Here is a 17,253-nt window from a genome sequence, read left to right as displayed (position 1 = left end):
CGAAGGTAGTGCAGTCGTACCTGACCGGAAGGTGAGAACACCGAGTCGAAGGAGTTTGCGATGGCCGACCAGCTCGATCCTGTGGTGCGACGGTTCGTCGACGCGCTCAATGCGGGCGACCGCGATGCCTTCTACGGCGTACTGACCGCCGACGCCACCATGTCCGACGACGGATCCGATCGCGATCTGCGGCAGTGGACCGCGAGCGAGATCTTCGATACCGCCGGGCGGATGGATGTCCAGTCGGTGAGCGAGGGCGGGCGGGCACTGGTCGCCGACTACTCCAACAGCCGCTGGGGTGCCATGCGGACCGCCTGGCGGTTCGAGGTGGACGGCGACAAGATCAGTCGATTCGAGACCGGTCAGGCCTGATCGGGGCGTACGGCGTCGATGTACCGACCCGCCATGTAGCGCTGGATGATTCGCACCGCCGGGCCGCCCAGCCGCGTGTACCAGGCGCCGGGCCGGGAGAACGCCGCGACCACGCCGTACACCGACCCGTCGGCCGGGTCGTGCTCGACGGCGAACACCTCCTCCCCGCACTCCGGGTGCCCGGGCAGCGTGCCGTAGGCGAAGCCGAGCCGGTCGGACTCCTCCAGCACATAGACGACCTGGCAGGGGGCGGTGATGCCGAACGGACCGGCGCCGAGCCGCACTGTGAGCCGCGTCCCCACCTCGGCGACGGGTGTGCTCGCCGCCCGGAAGATCCCGGTACCCCGCTGCATGCGATACGCCCGAATATCCGCACCCGCCCGCTCGAACACCGCCCGCCCGGATCCGATCCGTCGGCGGATCCGGAAATGGTGGTAGCCGGTCGGGAACTCGCCCTTGCTCGCGCCGACCTCGGCATAGGTGAACGGGGTGGGATCGATCGGCATGACTCCATCCTGCTGCCGACGCTGTCGCCGCGCCAGCGCGGCGGGAGGTGACGTCGCCTCCGTGTCCGGATTCGACACCTGTCCCGCGGCGCACCGATACCCGATACCCGAGACCGACCGCTGCCACCATCGTCCGCGCACCGGCCACCACGGATCCCGCGCCGCGCGAGTCGCCCCCGTGTGGCGTGCGGGTCGGCCTCGTGCGCCGGGCGGGTGCCTGCTCATCGCGGGCACGCACCGGACTCGCCGATACCTGCTCCGACATCGGCTCGGCCGCCGGGGGAGACTGGTGCCATGAGTCACCCCACGCCCGTGGACACAGACGAAGAGGTGGACTATCGGTTCACGCTCGCCAATGAACGCACCTTTCTGTCGTGGATACGAACGGCTTTGGGGTTGCTGGCGGGCGGTGTGGCGGTGCACGAGTTGGTGCGGCCGTTCCGGCACCACGGGCTGCGCACGGCGGTGGGGATGAGTTGCATCGTGCTCGCCATCGCCATCGCGGTGAGCGCGTACTGGCGCTGGCGGCAGGTGGCGGCGGCCATGCGTCGCGGGGAACCGCTGCCGCGCACCGTCATGGTGCCCATCCTGTCCGCGGGCATCGCCGTCATCGCGGTGCTGTCGGGTATCGGAATGCTGTTGTCGTGAGCGGGGTTCCGACTACGGAGCGGGGCCTGCAGGCGGAGCGGACCGCACTGGCGTGGTGGCGGACAGCGGTGGCCGCCATGGCGAATGTGGCGCTGCTGCTGCACGCGGCCGCGGCGAGCGGGTGGCGGCCCGCGGCCGTCGCCCCGGTGGCCGCCGCCGTCGCGCTCGTCATGGTGGTGGCGGTCGGGGTGCGCCGCGCGCATATCTTGCACACCCGGCCCCGGGCGAACTGGAGTGACGGTCGGATCGCGGTGGCCGCGGTAGCCCTCGCGATCATCGCCGTCACCTGCGTGGTGGCGGTGTTCACCCTCGGCCTGTCGAGGGTCGAACCGTGACCGGCGGCCCGGGTGCTGACCCGGCGGCCCGGGTGCTGACCCGCCGGTCCGGGTGCTGACCCGCCGGTCCGGGTGCAGATCCGCCGGTCCGGGTGCCGACCTGGCGGCCGTGGCCACGTGCTGGCCGTCGTGATCGTGCAAGGGTCCGGCGGTAGGGGATCGTGTGCCGGTTCGCCGGTCGTGATCGCGGCGGATGCCCGGCGGTCGGAATCGAGGGGCCGGGCTTCCCGGATGTTCGTGGCCGCGGCTCCGTCGCCGAAGCCGTTGCCCCATGCCAGTGGCTTCAGGCGCAGCGGCGTGGGCGTGACCGGCACCAGTGGATCCAGGTAGGCGCGTCCGCGCCGCAACCCCCAGTGCAGGCACACCCCGGGGCAGCCATGGTCGCCACGCTCCAGCGCGCCGAGCACGCTCCCGCGCGTCACGCGCCGTCCCGCCGCCACGGTGGCCCGCACCGGCTCGTAGGTCGTGCGCAGACCGCCCGCGTGATCGACCGATACCACCGGCTTGCCCGCAACGGTTCCGGCGAACGCCACCACCCCGTCCGCGGCCGCGAGCACCCGCTGTCCGGCGGCACCGGCCAGATCCACCCCGCGGTGTCCTGGCAGCCAGTCGTGCTCCGGATTGTCGAAGCCCCGCACCACCGAAGGACGCGGACGCAGGGGCCAGTCGAAGGCGTGGTCCGGCGCGGCCGATCCGGCAGGCGACACCGTGGCGGTCAGCACGAGCCAGCCGAGGACGACCCGGCTCAGCGTGACCCAGCGGCGAACGGCTCGGCCCGGGTTGAGCCAGTGGAGCGCGACCCAGCGGCGAACGGTTCGGCCCGGGTTGAGCCAGCGGGGCGCGACCCTGTTCGGGATGCGCCGGGGCGTCGTGGTCCGATGCATGTACACCAGCGTCGTATCGGCAGGTCGGCGATGGAATCCCGATCTCGGCGAGTGTGGATGACACGCGGGGGTGTGAACAGCCGCCTCTTCCCTCGCGGGACCCGATTTCGGTCTGACCCGTCACCCCCGTAGACTGGTCCAGCGGTTTGCTTACGCAGACCGACTTCGCGCGCCCGCTTTCCAGGGTCGCCGGCTGGTCCCATCGCGTTCCGCTGAACAAGGATTGTTCAGCGGGTGCGTCATGGGTTCCGGTGGCCGCGGGCGCCAGGGCAGAGATCGCCGATCCCTGCGTCAACCAGCGATAAGAGGAGATACGGGAGCCATGGCTGTCGTAACTATGAAGCAGCTGCTCGACAGCGGCGCGCACTTCGGTCACCAGACCCGTCGGTGGAACCCGAAGATGAAGCGGTTCATCTTCACCGACCGCAACGGCATCTACATCATCGATCTGCAGCAGACGCTGACCTACATCGACAAGGCCTACGAGTTCGTCAAGGAGACCGTGGCGCACGGCGGCACCGTCCTCTTCGTCGGCACCAAGAAGCAGGCCCAGGAGTCGATCGCCTCCGAGGCGACCCGCGTCGGCATGCCCTACGTGAACCAGCGCTGGCTGGGCGGCATGCTCACCAACTTCCAGACCGTGCACAAGCGGCTGCAGCGCCTCAAGGAGCTCGAGGCGATGGAGCAGACCGGCGGTTTCGAGGGTCGCACCAAGAAGGAAATCCTCATGCTGACGCGTGAGAAGAACAAGCTGGAGCGCACCCTCGGCGGTATCCGCGATATGGCCAAGGTGCCCTCGGCCATCTGGGTCGTCGACACCAACAAGGAGCACATCGCCGTCGGCGAGGCTCGCAAGCTGAACATCCCGGTCATCGCGATCCTGGACACCAACTGCGATCCCGACCTGGTCGACTACCCGATCCCGGGCAACGACGACGCTATCCGCTCGGCCGCGCTGCTGACCAAGGTCGTCGCCTCCGCCGTCGCCGAGGGCGTGCAGGCCCGTGCCGCGCGTGCCACCGGCGACGCCAAGCCCGAGGCCGGCGCCGGCGAGCCGCTCGCCGAGTGGGAGCAGGAACTGCTGGCGGGCGCGACCGCCGAGGCGCCCGCGGAAGCCCCGGCCGCCGAGACCGCCGCCGAGGCGGAACTGAAGGAGAACCCGGCCACCAAGACCCCGGCCGACTTCTGATTTCCTCCCCGCGTGGCTTTGTTCACCGTGCCGACCGTTTCCGTTGGGTAGCGGTCGGCATGGTGTGACCACCACAGACTTACTCACAACAGGAGGCTCGCCCCAGATGGCGAACTACACCGCCGCCGATGTGAAGCGGCTCCGCGAGCTCACCGGCTCCGGCATGATGGACTGCAAGAAGGCCCTCGAGGAGAACGGCGGCGACTTCGACAAGGCCGTCGAGTTCCTGCGCATCAAGGGCGCCAAGGATGTCGGCAAGCGCGCCGAGCGCGCCACCGCCGAGGGCCTGGTCGCCGCGCAGGACGGCGTCATGATCGAGATCAATTCCGAGACCGACTTCGTCGCCAAGAACCAGGAGTTCCAGGACCTGGCGAACGCGGTCGTGACCGCGGCCGCCAAGGCCCGCCCGGCCGACCTGGACGCCCTCAAGGCCGTCGACCTGGGTGGCAAGACCGCCGACCAGGCCGTGCAGGAGCTGGCCGCCAAGATCGGCGAGAAGCTCGAGCTGCGCCGGGTGGCCGCCTTCGACGGCACCACCACGGTGTACCTGCACAAGCGTGCCACCGACCTGCCGCCCGCCGTCGGCGTGCTGGTCGAGTACCAGGGCGAGGGTGACGCCGCGGCCGAGGTCGCGCGTGCCGCCGCCATGCAGGTCGCCGCGCTCAAGGCCAAGTACGTGTCCCGCGACGAGGTTCCGGCCGACGTGGTCGAGAAGGAGCGCTCCATCGCCGAGGCCACCGCCCGCGAGGAGGGCAAGCCCGAGGCCGCGCTCCCGAAGATCACCGAGGGTCGCGTCAACGGCTTCTACAAGGACGTCGTCCTGCTGGAGCAGCCGTCGGTCACCGACAGCAAGAAGACCGTGAAGCAGCTGCTGGACGAGGCCGGGGTCACCATCACCCGCTTCGCCCGCTTCGAGGTCGGCCAGGCGTAATCGCCTGAGACACGAACCAGCCCCTCGCGCAACGAGATTGCGCGAGGGGCTGTTTCATGGGATATGCGGACCGGTGGCGGCGTGGACGGGCCGTGCGCCCGCCTCGGTCGCGTGCCCGCCCTCACCGTGCCTCGAGCAGCTCCTTCAGCCGCTCGAGATCCTTCCGGTTGGCCGAACGCATGGCCGCGACCACGACCGGGGCGGCGATCCTCGCGAACCCGGACGGCTCACCCCGATTGCGCAGCGTCATCCGCGTTCCGCCGTCGGCCGTGTCCTCCCACGTGTAGGTCGTCTCCATCGGAAACGGCCCCGCCGCGGTGCCCATGACGAACCGCTCACCGGGCACCAGTTCGCGCACCTCGTAGGTGTAGGCGAGTTCGCGCCCGAGGAACCGTGCCACGAACGCCATTCGCGATCCCACCGCCGCCGGTTTGGCGGTGAGCCACTGGACGGACCGGATATTGGCGTACCAGCGCGTGACATTGTCCGGATCGGCCGTGAAGGCCGCCACCTCCGATCGCGGCCGGGCTATCTCGATGGTGGTCGCGACATCGACGGACATGGGCCGATGCTACGCCGGGAACACGCGCCGCCGTCGTGTCGTCGGCGGCCCGGATCCGCTCGATCGGGGCCGCGCCGTGCGCGGGGGTGGGTCCGGTTGTCCGGCCGCGCTGTCGGCCCGCGCGGAAACCGGATAAACTGCCCCGAAATTCTCACCGGGAACGAGGGTCGGGTCACCCTCGCGCCCGCGCGTGAGGCAGGATAGAAAAAGCTCGTCGCCGTCCCGTGCAATCCGCATATCGGGATGGTCTTTTCATGTGCGTGCGCAGGCTCGCTGCCGAGGGAGAAGGAGACCGATGACGGACCCGGATACGGCGCCCGACCGCAAGGGCTATCGCCGAGTGCTCCTCAAATTGGGTGGTGAGATGTTCGGCGGCGGCAAGGTGGGGCTCGACCCGGATGTCGTGCAGACGGTCGCCGAACAGATCGCCGAGGTGGTCTCGACCGGTGTGCAGGTCGCGGTCGTGATCGGCGGCGGCAACTTCTTCCGCGGCGCCGAACTCGAGGAGCGCGGGATGGAGCGGGCCCGCTCCGACTACATGGGCATGCTCGGCACCGTGATGAATTCCCTTGCGCTGCAGGATTTCCTGCAGAAGCAGGGGATCGACACCCGGGTGCAGACCGCCATCACCATGGGACAGGTCGCCGAACCGTACCTGCCGCTGCGTGCCAAGCGGCACCTGGAGAAGGGCCGGGTAGTCATTTTCGGCGCCGGGATGGGTATGCCGTACTTCAGTACCGATACCACCGCCGCGCAGCGCGCCCTGGAGATCGGTGCGGAGGTGGTGCTCATGGCCAAGGCCGTCGACGGCGTCTTCACCGCGGATCCGCGCGAGGACGACTCCGCGACCATGTTCACCGAGGTCACGCACAAGGAAGTGCTGGAGCGCGGGCTCAAGGTGGCCGACGCCACCGCGTTCAGCCTCTGTATGGACAACCAGATGCCCATGCTGGTGTTCAATCTGTTGACCAAGGGCAATATCGCCCGCGCCGTGGCCGGTGAGAAGATCGGCACGTTGGTGCGGACGTGAACCACACGGACCGCGCCGACCGAAACGAACGATGACGCTGTGGAGGAAACGCCGTGATTGAAGAAGCGCTCTTCGACGCCGAGGAAAAGATGGAGAAAGCCGTCTCGGTGGCGAAGGACGACCTGGGGTCCATTCGGACCGGTCGCGCGAATCCGGGCATGTTCTCCCGGATCGTCATCGACTACTACGGGTCGCCCACCCCCATCACCCAGGTGTCGAGCATCAATGTGCCCGAACCGCGCATGGTCGTGATCAAGCCGTACGAGGCCGCGCAGCTGGGCGCCATCGAAACCGCCATCCGCAACTCGGATCTGGGTGTGAACCCGACCAATGACGGCCACATCATCCGGGTGAGCGTGCCGCAGCTCACCGAGGAGCGCCGCCGCGAAATGGTGAAGCAGGCCAAGTCCAAGGGCGAGGACGCCAAGATCTCCATCCGCAATGTGCGCCGCAAGGCCATGGAGGAGCTGGGCCGCATCCAGAAGGACGGCGAGGCGGGCGAGGACGAGGTCGGCCGCGCCGAGAAGGAACTGGACAAGACCACCCACAAGTACGTCGCCCAGATCGACGAACTGGTCAAGCACAAGGAATCGGAACTGCTCGAGGTCTGAGCCGGTCGGCGGCGCCGGCCGGGGGTAGGGACGAACGGACGACAAGTGAGCGACAGGACAATCGTGGCCGAAGATACTGCCGCCGCAGACAATGCGACGCCGTCGGAGGTGACCGGGGCGGCGCAGCAGCCCGAGACCCCGGGTACGCCCGGCGATCCGGCGCGCACGGGTTCGTCGGCCGCCATCCCGGATCCGGTCCCCGCCTCCGACGGCGGCAAGGGCGGCAAGCCCAAGGCGGGGCGCAACCTGCCCGCCGCGCTGGCGGTCGGTTTCGGGCTTGGGCTGTCGCTCATCGCGATCCTGCTGTTCGTGCCGGAGGTCCTCATCGGCGTGATCGCGGTCGCCATGGCGGTGGCTACCTGGGAGGTCGCCAAGCGGCTGCGCGAGGCCGACGTACTGGTGCCGCGCATACCGCTGCTGCTGGGCGGCCAGGCCGTCATCTGGCTGGCCTGGCCATTCGGTACCGAGGGGGTGGCGGGGGCCTTCGCGGCGACCGTGCTCGCCCTCATGGTGTGGCGGCTGTTCGACCACGGGCTGCGCGCCACGCCGCGAAACTATCTGCGCGACACCGCGATCAGCATCTTCGTCCTCGCCTGGGTGCCGCTGCTGGCCTCCTTCGCCGTCCTCATGCTGCTCGACGACGACGGCAATCTGCGGGTGTTGACCTTCATGATCCTGGTGGTCTGCTCCGATGTGGGCGGCTACGTCGCCGGGGTGCTCTTCGGCCGCCACCCGATGGTCCCCGCCATCAGTCCGAAGAAGTCCTGGGAGGGCTTCGGCGGTTCGCTGCTGTTCTCGGTGATCGGCGGTCTGCTCACGGTGACCCTGCTGTTGCAGGCGAATTCCATGATCGGCGTGCTGTTGGGCGTGGGCCTGGTGCTGGTGGCCACCATCGGCGATCTGATCGAATCCCAGATCAAGCGGGAGCTGGGCATCAAGGATATGGGCACGCTGCTGCCCGGGCACGGCGGCATCATGGACCGGCTGGACTCCATGCTGCCGTCGGCATTCGTGTCCTGGCTGGTGCTGACGGCGCTGCTGTGAGGTCGGGGGCTCCGGTACCGGTGGAGCCCCCGATCGTCAGCTCACCTTCTTGGCGGCGCGGCGCAGTTGGAAGATGCGCCAGCCGCCGACCAGCGCCATCACCAGCGCTCCGATGATCACCGACAGCAGCACCAGCACGCCGATCGGCATCTGGAACCGCCAGGCGAAGAACTCGACGTGGGCCGTCTCCAGGTTCTGCAGGATGAAGACCAGCAGCACGATACCCAGCAGCGCCGCGATGATGAGGGCCAGCCAGGTGTAGCCGGTGCGGGTCTTCAGCGCCCGGTCGATGGTCGTATCGGGTTTTCTCGTGTCGGTCGGTTTGTCGTCGATCTGTTTTTCGGGCTCCGGGTGTTCAGCGTCCCCTGGATTCACGGCGTCGGCAGTCATACCCTCGATCATTGCGGATAGCTATGACCAGTGCACGGATATTGCCCGTTGTCTCAGGCATGTCGGACTTGTCGGGGATTCCCGGGCGGTGTGATCAGCGCCGCCCGCCCCGGCAGCCGCGACAGCGCGTCCGGATGGGACACTGGAAAGGTTATGACTGCCCCCCTGCCGCTCGTCTTCGACGCCCCCCGCCGTGGCATGCCCCCGCGGCATCTCGCCGACCTCGACGCCGAGGAGCGGCGCGCCGCCATGGCGGAGCTGGGGCTGCCGAAGTTCCGCGCCGACCAGATCGCGCGCCAGTACTACGGGCGGCTGCAGGCCGATCCCGAGCAGATGACCGATCTGCCCGCCGATATGCGTGCCAAGGTGGGCGCGGCACTGTTCCCGCCGCTGCTCACCCCGGTCCGGCATATCGCCTGCGATGACGGCAGCACCCGCAAGACGCTCTGGAAGGCGGGCGACGGCACCCTGCTCGAATCGGTGCTCATGCGCTACCCCGACCGGGCCACGCTGTGCATCTCCAGCCAGGCCGGCTGCGGTATGGCCTGCCCGTTCTGCGCCACCGGCCAGGGCGGCCTGAACCGCAACCTGTCCACCGCCGAGATCGTCGACCAGGTGCGCGCCGCCGCCGCGGCGCTGCGCGACGGCGAGGTCGCCGGTGGTCCGGGCCGCCTGTCCAATATCGTCTTCATGGGTATGGGTGAGCCCCTCGCGAACTACAAGCGGGTGGTCAACGCGGTCCGCCGGATCACGTCTCCGGCTCCGGACGGTCTGGGCATCTCGCAGCGCAATGTGGTCGTCTCCACCGTCGGCCTGGCCCCCGCCATCCGCAAACTCGCCGACGAAGACCTCTCTGTGACCCTCGCGGTCTCCCTGCACACCCCCGACGACGAACTGCGCGACACCCTCGTCCCGGTCAACAACCGCTGGTCGGTCGCCGAAGTTTTGGATGCGGCCCGCTATTACGCCGACAAGTCCGGCCGCCGCGTCTCCGTCGAGTACGCGTTGATCCGCGACATCAACGACCAGCCCTGGCGCGCCGACATGCTGGGCTCGAAGCTCCACAAGGCCCTGGGCTCCCGCGTCCATGTCAATGTGATCCCGCTGAACCCGACTCCGGGCAGCAAGTGGGACGCGTCGCCGAAGCCGGTCGAGCGCGAGTTCGTCCGCCGCGTCGAGGCCCAGGGCGTGCCCTGCACGGTCCGCGACACCCGCGGCCAGGAGATCGCCGCCGCCTGCGGCCAGCTCGCCGCCGAGGGTTGATGCGCAGCCGCTTGGCGGCGTGGCTACGCGAACGATGGCGTCGCCAGGATGTCGGGGCGGCGTTCGAGCTGGACAGCACAACCCCCGAGTCTGCTGCCGATCCGCCGGTTCCCGGCCTCGGCGAGCCGCATCCGATCTGGTCCCTGGTAGCCAACGTGGTCACCGAAAGGGCTTATGGCCCAGGCGGAGCCGAGACCCGCAGTGGCACCAGGATCTTCCCCGGGGGTGCGAAGGTCTATGTCGTGAACGGCTATCCGGGCATGGGCATGGAAGTCGTCACCGTGATCGGACGCTGTCGCGGCCCCCGTGCCCGACTGGTCCGCGCCGACGTCAAGGCCGAGCATCTGACGAATTGGCGAGTGCGGCTCGTCTACAGCCCCGCGGTGCTGCGCCGCATCACTCCGGACGACATCCGATTCCTGGGCTCCTTCCGTCGCGACGAGCACGCACAGCCCGCGTCGGCCGACTACCGCGAGAAGCTCGAGCACCTGGCCACCGCGTGGTCCCGCCGGTGACGGGTGGCACAGTCCGCGACGCCGGTTCGTAACTTGTCGGGTACAACCGCCGGATCCATGAAAAACCGGGCCCGCACACAGTCACAGCGTTCGACACCGAGGGGATAGGGGCGAGCGAGCTGGTGAGTGGCGGCGTATGTGTACCCGGAGCAGTTCCGGCACGTCGGAATCGACAGCCAGCGATTCCGCGTGCGTGGCAGCGGGGGCCGATGAGCACGTTCATGGCGGCGCACGTGCCTGCGCGCGCAGCCGCCCCGACAGCGCCACCCCCGACGCGATCGACGAATACGTGCGCTGCTACTCCATGCCCGGTGGCATCCGGGCGATGCTCTCGATCTATCGGGCGATGCTCATCGACGCCGAACAGAACCGGCAGACCGCACAGTGGAAACTGGATGTCCCGGTCCTGGCGCTCGGCGGATCGGCGTTCATCGGCGACCGCAACGAATCCCAGATGCGGCTCATGGCCCACGACGTCACCGGACATGTCTTCGACGCCGGCCACGACCTGGCGGAGGAAGTGCCCGACGAGATGGCCGACGTCGTGCTGCCGTTCCTGGCCGCGCACCGATAGCTGCCGGGCGTGGGGAGTGTTCCGATCGCCGCCGAAGGGTAGTGCGCGGCCGCCTGTGGGGCGGCCGTCGGGGCGTGGCCCGTGGCCGCGTCGGGACGGTGCATGGGGCACTCGGGGTCGCCACACCGCGGTGAGGTGCCGCGCGAATACCTCGACAGGCATATGCTCGTGGTAATTGGCACGTTTCGTATCGAGGTCGTCGTGGCGCATAACGATCCGCACACCACGCAACGCGACCTGACCGCTGGGTTCGTGGCGGAGCTCGAGGCGGCTGGGTTCACCGCGGCTCGGGAGATCGGGCGGGGCGGGTTCGGGGTGGTGTATCGGTGTTTTCAGGCCGCGCTGGATCGGACGGTGGCGATCAAGGTGTTGACGGCCGATCTGGATTCCGAAGGTCTCGAACGGTTCGTGCGGGAACAGCTCGCCATGGGGAAGCTGTCGGGGCATCCGAATATCGTCACCGTCTTCGAGGTGGGGTCCACCGCGACCGGGCGGCCCTACATCGTGATGCCGTATCACGGGCACGGGTCGCTGGATGCGCGGATTCACCAGCACGGGCCGCTCGAATGGCAGGATGTGCTGCACATCGGGGTGCGGATCGCGGGCGCGCTGGAGACCGCGCACCGGCGCGGGCTGCTGCATCGGGATGTGAAGCCCGGCAATATCCTGCTCACCGAGTACGGGGAGCCGCAGTTGGCGGACTTCGGAATCGCCCGGCTGGCAGGTGGGTTCGAGACGACGGCGGGCACCGTGACGGGATCGCCCGCCTACACCGCGCCCGAGGTGCTGCGGGGGCAGGTGCCGGATGCGACGGCCGACGTTTACAGCCTGGCCTCCACCCTGTTCTGCGCGGGCACCGGGCATGCGGTGTTCGAACGGCGCAACGGTGAACAGCTGGTCGCGCAGTTCGTGCGGATCACCCGGCAGCCGCTGCCGGATCTCGGCGACGCCGGCCTGCCGCCCGACCTGACCGGCGTGATCGAAACCGCCATGGCCCGCGACCGCGACGAACGCTACGCCAGCGCGGCGGATTTCGGGGAAGCGCTGCGCGAGGTACAGCTCCGGCTCGGGCTCGCGCCCGACGAGCTGCCGCTGCCCATCCCCGCCGCGGACTCGCTCGCCGCCCGCCCCGCCACCACCCCGACCGGCCGCCGCCGCACCACCGCCCGCACCCCGCCGGTACCCGCCACCCGGCTGCGCCCACCGGACCTCACCCGGCCCCTGGTCGACCGCCCGCGCCTGCTCGAGCCGCTCCGGCACGGATCCGACCGCAGATTCGCGGTCATTCACGGCCCCACCGGATTCGGCAAGACCACCGTGGCCGCGCAGTGGTGCGCGGTCGTGCGGGCCGCGGGCGGCTCGGTGGCATGGCTGACCGTCGACAGCGACGACGACAATGTGGTGTGGTTCCTCTCGCACCTCATCGAGTCGGTGCGCGCGGTCCGGCCCGCGCTGGCGCGGGAACTCGGCGACCTGCTGGAGGAACACGGCGACGAGGCCGGACGTTTCGTGCTGACCGAACTCATCAACGATATCGACCGGCGCGGTGAGCGATTGACCGTGGTGATCGACGACTGGCACCGCGTCGCCGACCCGGACACCGTGGCCGCGCTGCGCTTCCTGATCGAAGGCTCCAGTCCCGTCCTGCATCTCGTGGTGACCAGCCGCAGCCAGACCGGACTGCCGATGAGTACCATGCGGGCCCGCCACGATCTCGTCGAAATCGGTCCCGCCGCACTGCGTTTCGAGCCTCATGAAGCATACGAACTGCTGGTGCGGCTGGGTGGGCTGGAGCTGGACCGCGGCGATGTGGAGGACCTCACCGAATCCACCGGTGGCTGGGTGGCGGCCCTGCAACTGGCCGCGCTGTCGCTGCGTGGCAGCGACGATCCGGGACAGCTCATCGCCCAGCTGACCGGCCGCCACCACGCCATCGGCGCGTTCCTGGCCGAGAACGTGCTCGACACCCTCGAACCCGAGACGCTGGACTTCATGGTGGCGACCTCGATCACCGAACGCGTCTGTGGCGACTTGGCTTCCGCGCTCACCGGGGTCCCCGACGGGCACGCGCTGCTGGAGCGGATCGAACAGCAGGACCTGTTCCTGCGCCGCCTCGACGGCGGCCGCTGGTTCCAATACCACCACCTGTTCCAGGATTTCCTGCGGCAGCGACTCGAACACGAACTGCCCGAACACATCGACCGGCTGCATCGGACGGCCGCGCGCTGGTTCGCCGAGCACCGGCACGTCCGTGAGGCGGTCGATCACGCGCTGCTGGCGGGGGACGAGACCGGCGCGGTCGACATCGTGGAACGCGACGGCATGTCGCTGCTCGAGTACGGGCAGATGGCCAGCCTCATCGGCCTGGTCAACAAACTCCCCCCGGCGGTCATCGAATCGCATCCCCGGCTGCAACTGGACCTGGCGTGGGCGAATATCCTGCTGCATCGCGCCGACGCGGCGGAACGCGCACTGCGCCTCGCGGAATCGACCTTCGACCGGAACGGACTCGACGCCGACGCCACCGCACTGCTGCGCGCCGAGGCGGGGGTGGTGCGCGCGGTGGTGACCGTGCGCGGGGACGTGCTGATCGGGGTGGAGGAGCTGCTGGCCCCGTGCTTCGCGCGCGCCGACGAACTCTCGCCCTACGTGGTGGCGATCGGGGCCAATGTGGCCTGCTTCGCGGCGGCCTACCGCTACGACTTCGACGAGGCGGTGCGGATCCAGGAGTGGGCGGCGCCCTACATGCGCCGCAACAAGGGGTTCTACAACAAGGTGCACGGCCTGTGCTTCCTCGGACTGGCGGCCAGTCTGCAGCTCGACATCGAACGGGCGGAACGCTTTTTCCGGGCCGCGCTGAAGGTGGCGAAGCAGTCCGGCGGGAGCCATTCCTACGGCGCCCGGCTGGCCGGATCGCTGCTCGGTGAACTGCTGTACGAGCGCGGGGAGATCGCCGAGGCGGAACGGCTGCTGGACGAGGGCTACAAACTGGGGCCGGACGCGGGGGTCGTCGATTTCAAACTGGCCCGCTATGTGGTCGGGGCCCGGATCAAGGCGCTGCGCGGGGACCGCGCCGCCGCGATTCGTCGCCTGAACGAGGGCGCGCGCGTAGCGCATTCGATGTCGCTGCCCCGGCTGCGGGCCGAGGTGGAGAACGAGCGGTTGCGGCTCGGCCTGCCCGCGCACCCCGACTTCGGTCCGCTGCCGGTGGTCGACTACGAGCGGCGTCGCGAGCCGGTGGACGAGATCGACGAATTCACGGTGCTCTACGAGGAGTTCACCGCCATCCGGCTGCTGCTGGCCGAATCCGCGCCCGCCCGTGCCGAACTCGCGTACGTCTGGGCACGGGAATGGGTGGATCGGCTCGAATCGGTGCACCGGCCGCGGGAACTGCTCAAGGCCCGGCGAATGCTCGTCGCCTGCCTGGCCGCCACCGGACGCACCGAGGCCGCGCAGGCACTGCTGGCGACCGTATGCGCGCAATGCGCGGAGCACGGGTCGGTGCGCTACATCCTCGACGGGGGCCCGCACGTGGTGTCGGTGCTGGCCGCCCTGCACGCGGATCGGCTCGCCGGGCGCTGGCGGCCGGAATGGCCCGAGGTGCCCGACGAATTCCTGCGGGCGCTGGCCGAAGCCGACGCCGCGCAGACGATCTAGCCCGAATCCCTTTTTCCGCAGTACCATCCGGTTGTCAGCGCTCAGGTTTGTCGAGGAGGCCGCTGTGTTCGTGGCTACGGTCATCGTGTCCATCCTGCTGGCTGTGATGCTGTGCGGTTCGGCGTTCGTCAAGCTCACTCGGCGGGAGCCATTCGTCCAGGGCTACGCCGCCATCGGCGTTCCGGACTCGTGGCTGCCCTGGTTGGCGAGCGCGCTGCTGGCCGGGGCCGTCGGGCTGATCGTCGGGCTCTGGTGGGGGCCCATCGGGATCGCCGCCGCCGTCGGGCTCACCCTGTACTTCCTCGGCGCGGTCGGATTCCATATCCGCGCCCGGGATTGGAAGAACCTGGCAGCACCGCTGGTCATGGTGGCGCTGTCGGTGGTCGTCCTGGTGTTGCGGGTGTTCGGCCTGTGAGTGCCGACCGGGTGGCCGCCCGTGGCAATCACCGCGGTTCGCGGCGGACGCGGGTCTGGCCGACTACGAGAAGGCATGGACCGCGCTGCACGCTCAGGCGCGCCACGGCGACGGCGCCCGCGCTCTCATCGCGCAGGCGCTAGAGAATCGCGGACGATCAGGACCGTCCTCGCCACAGCAGGTAGTACCCCTGAAGCGCCAACCCGAAGATTATCAACGGGTAGAAGATCCACTGCGCACTCGTGGCAGCATCCGACTCGCCGAAGGTGCCTACGAGCAGGAGTCCGCCTACCGCGATGCAGGCGGTCGCGAAAGCAGCGCCGATGCTTAGCCGGAGCGTCCCGGTGGGTGCTCGTCGCCAACCCGCCGCGATGCCGGCGATCTGAACCAACAGCACGAGCGAGAGGACGATCGTGTCGCTCGTCCCGGCACCCAAAGAGTCCCGGAAGCCGGTAAACGCAATCAGACCGGTCAGCATCATGAAGGGCAGCGGTGTGGTGGCCTGGCTGGAACGACGCATGCGCTCCGACCTCGCGGTAGGGGGTGCGTCCACGGTGCATCGGCCTGTCGGTTCAGTCGCCGTCTCGGCTCGTTCGGCTGTCATGGCAGTGCTAACCGTGTCGCAGCGCACCGAGCAGCCGCCCCGCCTCGGCGACGACGAGTGGCAGTGTCGCGTTCGGATCCTCGTTGCGCGCCAGCATCATTCCGCCCTCGCAGAGCGCGCCGAAGATGAGGTGGCGGCGGATCTGGAGGTCGCCGGGGGATAGCTCGCCCTCGGCGGTCGCCAGGGCGAGTCCGCTGGTCAGTACGCGGAGGGTGTGGTCGGATTCGATCTCGCGCACGGTGTCCCAGCCGAGTACGGCGGGGCCGTCGAGCACCACGATGCGGCGGAAGCGCGGCTCCAGGCTGCGTTCGAGGAAGGTGCGGCAGCCGGTCAGCAGGGCGGTCCAGGAGTCGGGGGCGGTGGCGGCGACCTGCTCCAGTTCGGCTGCCATCCACTCCTGTTCGGCGACGAAGGCGGCGCGGAAGAGGGCCTGCTTGTCGGCGAAGTGGTGGTAGGCCGCGCCCTTGGTGACGTCGGCCGCGGCGGCGATGGCGGATATGGAGGTGGCCGCGTAGCCATTGTGCCCGAACAGGTTTCGGGCAGCTGCGACGAGTTTGCCAGTGGTGGTGTCCGACCGTTCGGCCTGGGTGCGGCGCGTGCTCACGCCCTCAATGTATCCGGCGGCGGGTCATTGACTTGCGTACTCGGGGTATGTAAGTCTCGAAACGCGTACCCCGAGTATGGAAGTTGATCATTATGACGATCTACGCCATTTACGGGGCCACCGGCCATACCGGCCGACTGGTCACCGCCGAACTCCTCTCCCGCGGCAAGGACGTCGTCCTGTCCGGCCGCGATCCCGACAAACTGGCCGCGCTGGAACCGACCGGCGCACTGGGCCCGGCCGGCACGCGCACCGCCACCGTGGACGACGCCGAATCGCTACGGGCACTGGCCGATACCGCCGACGTGATCATCAACTGCGCGGGACCGTTCGCCGTCACCGGCATGCCGGTCGCGCGGGCGGCGGCCGAGGCGGGCTGCCACTACGTGGACCACTCCGTCGAAGTGCACCCCGTGCGGCAGCTGTACGACACCCTCGCCGACGCCGCGCAGCGCGCCGGGATCACCGTGATCCCGAGTCTCAGCTTCTACGGCGGGCTCGGTGATCTGCTCGCCGGAGCGGTGGCGCGCGGCGTCGCCGATATCGACCGGATCACCGTGGCGTACGCGGTGACCAACTGGAAGATGACCACGGGAGCGGTGAATACGGCGCGGCTGCTGTTCGCCGACACCGAGCGCGTCGGCTTCGAGAACGGGGAACTGCGCATCGGATTCGTGGAACCGCGCAACGCGGTTTTCGCCTTCCCGCCGCCCGTCGGGCCGCGCACGGTCATCGCGCCCGTGCCCTTCCCCGAGGCGTTCACCGTGCCCCGGCACACCCCCGTGCGCTCGGTGGAGGCGCAGCTCACCGCGCGCACCTTCGAGGAGGAGCAGGCGTTCGCGAGCGAACACCTCGACTCCGCCGACCGCGCCGACAGTGAATTCACCATTGCCGCACAGGTTCTCGGCGCATCGGGGTCGGCGTCCGGCGCGCTGCGGGGACGTGACCTCTGGCGGGCGGGTGCGCTCGCCTCCGTTGAGGCCGCGATCCGCATCGCCGGGGGAGCGGTGAAGAGCGGCGTCGTCAGTCCGGGCGAAGCCTTCGACGCTCCGGAATTCCTTGCCGCACTCGCCGATCGGGACGCGTTCACCGTCGAACTGCCGACCGGGGCCTGAGGAG

Annotated in this window: 19 protein-coding genes and 1 pseudogene; 14 read left to right on the top strand and 6 right to left on the bottom strand. The window is 69.2% G+C overall.

The features are described 5' to 3' along the window. Positions 1-60: 60 nt before the first annotated feature. On the top strand, positions 61-372 hold the full coding sequence (locus QMO76_RS17915; protein ID WP_306362455.1) for a nuclear transport factor 2 family protein: 312 nt from the start codon (positions 61-63) through the stop codon (positions 370-372). Here the strand turns inward: QMO76_RS17915 and QMO76_RS17910 are convergent. Continuing rightward, positions 363-878 (bottom strand): DUF1990 family protein, encoded by a 516-nt coding sequence (locus QMO76_RS17910; RefSeq protein WP_306362454.1) that lies wholly within the window; start codon positions 876-878, stop codon positions 363-365. The two genes, QMO76_RS17915 and QMO76_RS17910, sit on opposite strands and share 10 nt — an antisense overlap. Positions 879-1,172: 294 nt before the next feature. Here QMO76_RS17910 and QMO76_RS17905 point away from each other — a divergent pair, with 294 nt between their 5' ends. Together QMO76_RS17905 and QMO76_RS17900 are read left to right on the top strand one after the other, a co-directional pair. After that, positions 1,173-1,526 carry a YidH family protein gene (locus QMO76_RS17905; RefSeq protein WP_306362453.1) on the top strand — a complete coding sequence of 118 codons (354 nt, stop codon included), beginning with the start codon at positions 1,173-1,175 and terminating at the stop codon, positions 1,524-1,526. Then, positions 1,523-1,861, top strand: a complete 339-nt coding sequence (locus QMO76_RS17900) for a DUF202 domain-containing protein (protein ID WP_306362452.1) — start codon at positions 1,523-1,525, stop codon at positions 1,859-1,861. Before QMO76_RS17905 ends, QMO76_RS17900 begins: the two co-directional genes overlap by 4 nt. A gap of 377 nt (positions 1,862-2,238) precedes the next feature. On the opposite strand, the pseudogene QMO76_RS17895 reads toward QMO76_RS17900, so the two are convergent. Next, positions 2,239-2,745, bottom strand: a pseudogene (locus QMO76_RS17895) (M23 family metallopeptidase); the annotation flags it as partial. Between the two features lie 322 nt (positions 2,746-3,067). Between QMO76_RS17895 and rpsB the strand changes: the two are divergent. Both rpsB and tsf read left to right on the top strand, forming a co-directional pair. Continuing rightward, complete coding sequence (gene rpsB, locus QMO76_RS17890; RefSeq protein WP_029929999.1) at positions 3,068-3,934, top strand: 30S ribosomal protein S2; 867 nt, start codon at positions 3,068-3,070, stop codon at positions 3,932-3,934. Positions 3,935-4,040: 106 nt separating this feature from the next. Next, entirely contained in the window at positions 4,041-4,865 is an 825-nt protein-coding gene (gene tsf, locus QMO76_RS17885; protein ID WP_282779834.1) for a translation elongation factor Ts, read from the top strand. A gap of 121 nt (positions 4,866-4,986) precedes the next feature. Here tsf and QMO76_RS17880 read toward each other — a convergent pair whose 3' ends face one another. After that, entirely contained in the window at positions 4,987-5,427 is a 441-nt protein-coding gene (locus QMO76_RS17880) for an SRPBCC family protein (RefSeq protein ID WP_306362451.1), read from the bottom strand. A gap of 295 nt (positions 5,428-5,722) precedes the next feature. Between QMO76_RS17880 and pyrH the strand changes: the two genes are divergently transcribed. The 3 genes from pyrH (at position 5,723) to QMO76_RS17865 (ending at position 8,112) form a co-directional block, all read left to right on the top strand. Beyond that, a complete protein-coding gene (gene pyrH / locus QMO76_RS17875) occupies positions 5,723-6,457 on the top strand; it encodes a UMP kinase (RefSeq protein ID WP_306362450.1) in 735 nt (244 codons plus the stop codon). A 53-nt stretch (positions 6,458-6,510) separates the two neighbouring features. Beyond that, entirely contained in the window at positions 6,511-7,068 is a 558-nt protein-coding gene (gene frr / locus QMO76_RS17870; RefSeq protein WP_029929992.1) for a ribosome recycling factor, read from the top strand. A gap of 183 nt (positions 7,069-7,251) precedes the next feature. Further along, on the top strand, positions 7,252-8,112 hold the full coding sequence (locus QMO76_RS17865) for a phosphatidate cytidylyltransferase (protein ID WP_306362686.1): 861 nt from the start codon (positions 7,252-7,254) through the stop codon (positions 8,110-8,112). Between the two features lie 36 nt (positions 8,113-8,148). On the opposite strand, the gene QMO76_RS17860 is transcribed toward QMO76_RS17865, so the two are convergent. After that, positions 8,149-8,502, bottom strand: coding sequence for a lipopolysaccharide assembly LapA domain-containing protein (locus QMO76_RS17860; protein WP_306362449.1), 354 nt, complete (start codon positions 8,500-8,502; stop codon positions 8,149-8,151). Between the two features lie 153 nt (positions 8,503-8,655). On the opposite strand from QMO76_RS17860, the gene rlmN reads away from it, so the two are divergent. The 5 genes from rlmN (at position 8,656) to QMO76_RS17835 (ending at position 14,926) form a co-directional block, all read left to right on the top strand. Next, positions 8,656-9,765: a 23S rRNA (adenine(2503)-C(2))-methyltransferase RlmN gene (gene rlmN / locus QMO76_RS17855; RefSeq protein WP_306362448.1), complete on the top strand. Its 1,110-nt coding sequence runs from the start codon at positions 8,656-8,658 to the stop codon at positions 9,763-9,765. Positions 9,766-10,007: 242 nt separating this feature from the next. Next, on the top strand, positions 10,008-10,280 hold the full coding sequence (locus QMO76_RS17850) for a hypothetical protein (RefSeq protein ID WP_306362447.1): 273 nt from the start codon (positions 10,008-10,010) through the stop codon (positions 10,278-10,280). A gap of 193 nt (positions 10,281-10,473) precedes the next feature. Further along, the gene (locus QMO76_RS17845) at positions 10,474-10,854 is read left to right on the top strand and encodes an alpha/beta fold hydrolase (RefSeq protein ID WP_306362446.1); all 381 of its coding nucleotides are present in this window, start codon (positions 10,474-10,476) and stop codon (positions 10,852-10,854) included. 201 nt (positions 10,855-11,055) lie between these two features. Beyond that, positions 11,056-14,511 carry a serine/threonine-protein kinase gene (locus QMO76_RS17840; RefSeq protein WP_306362445.1) on the top strand — a complete coding sequence of 1,152 codons (3,456 nt, stop codon included), beginning with the start codon at positions 11,056-11,058 and terminating at the stop codon, positions 14,509-14,511. 64 nt (positions 14,512-14,575) lie between these two features. After that, positions 14,576-14,926: a DoxX family protein gene (locus QMO76_RS17835; RefSeq protein ID WP_306362444.1), complete on the top strand. Its 351-nt coding sequence runs from the start codon at positions 14,576-14,578 to the stop codon at positions 14,924-14,926. A 157-nt stretch (positions 14,927-15,083) separates the two neighbouring features. Here the strand turns inward: QMO76_RS17835 and QMO76_RS17830 are convergent, their stop codons facing one another. Further along, positions 15,084-15,446 carry a hypothetical protein gene (locus QMO76_RS17830; RefSeq protein ID WP_306362443.1) on the bottom strand — a complete coding sequence of 121 codons (363 nt, stop codon included), beginning with the start codon at positions 15,444-15,446 and terminating at the stop codon, positions 15,084-15,086. A gap of 91 nt (positions 15,447-15,537) precedes the next feature. Beyond that, on the bottom strand, positions 15,538-16,134 hold the full coding sequence (locus QMO76_RS17825; protein WP_306362442.1) for a TetR/AcrR family transcriptional regulator: 597 nt from the start codon (positions 16,132-16,134) through the stop codon (positions 15,538-15,540). A gap of 92 nt (positions 16,135-16,226) precedes the next feature. Between QMO76_RS17825 and QMO76_RS17820 the strand changes: the two genes are divergently transcribed. After that, positions 16,227-17,249, top strand: coding sequence for a saccharopine dehydrogenase NADP-binding domain-containing protein (locus QMO76_RS17820; RefSeq protein WP_306362441.1), 1,023 nt, complete (start codon positions 16,227-16,229; stop codon positions 17,247-17,249). Positions 17,250-17,253 lie beyond the last annotated feature (4 nt).

It is taken from the genome of Nocardia sp. CC227C, assembly GCF_030767025.1.
Taxonomy (GTDB): Bacteria; Actinomycetota; Actinomycetes; order Mycobacteriales; family Mycobacteriaceae; genus Nocardia.
This window is presented reverse-complemented; position numbering and strand designations above follow the sequence as displayed.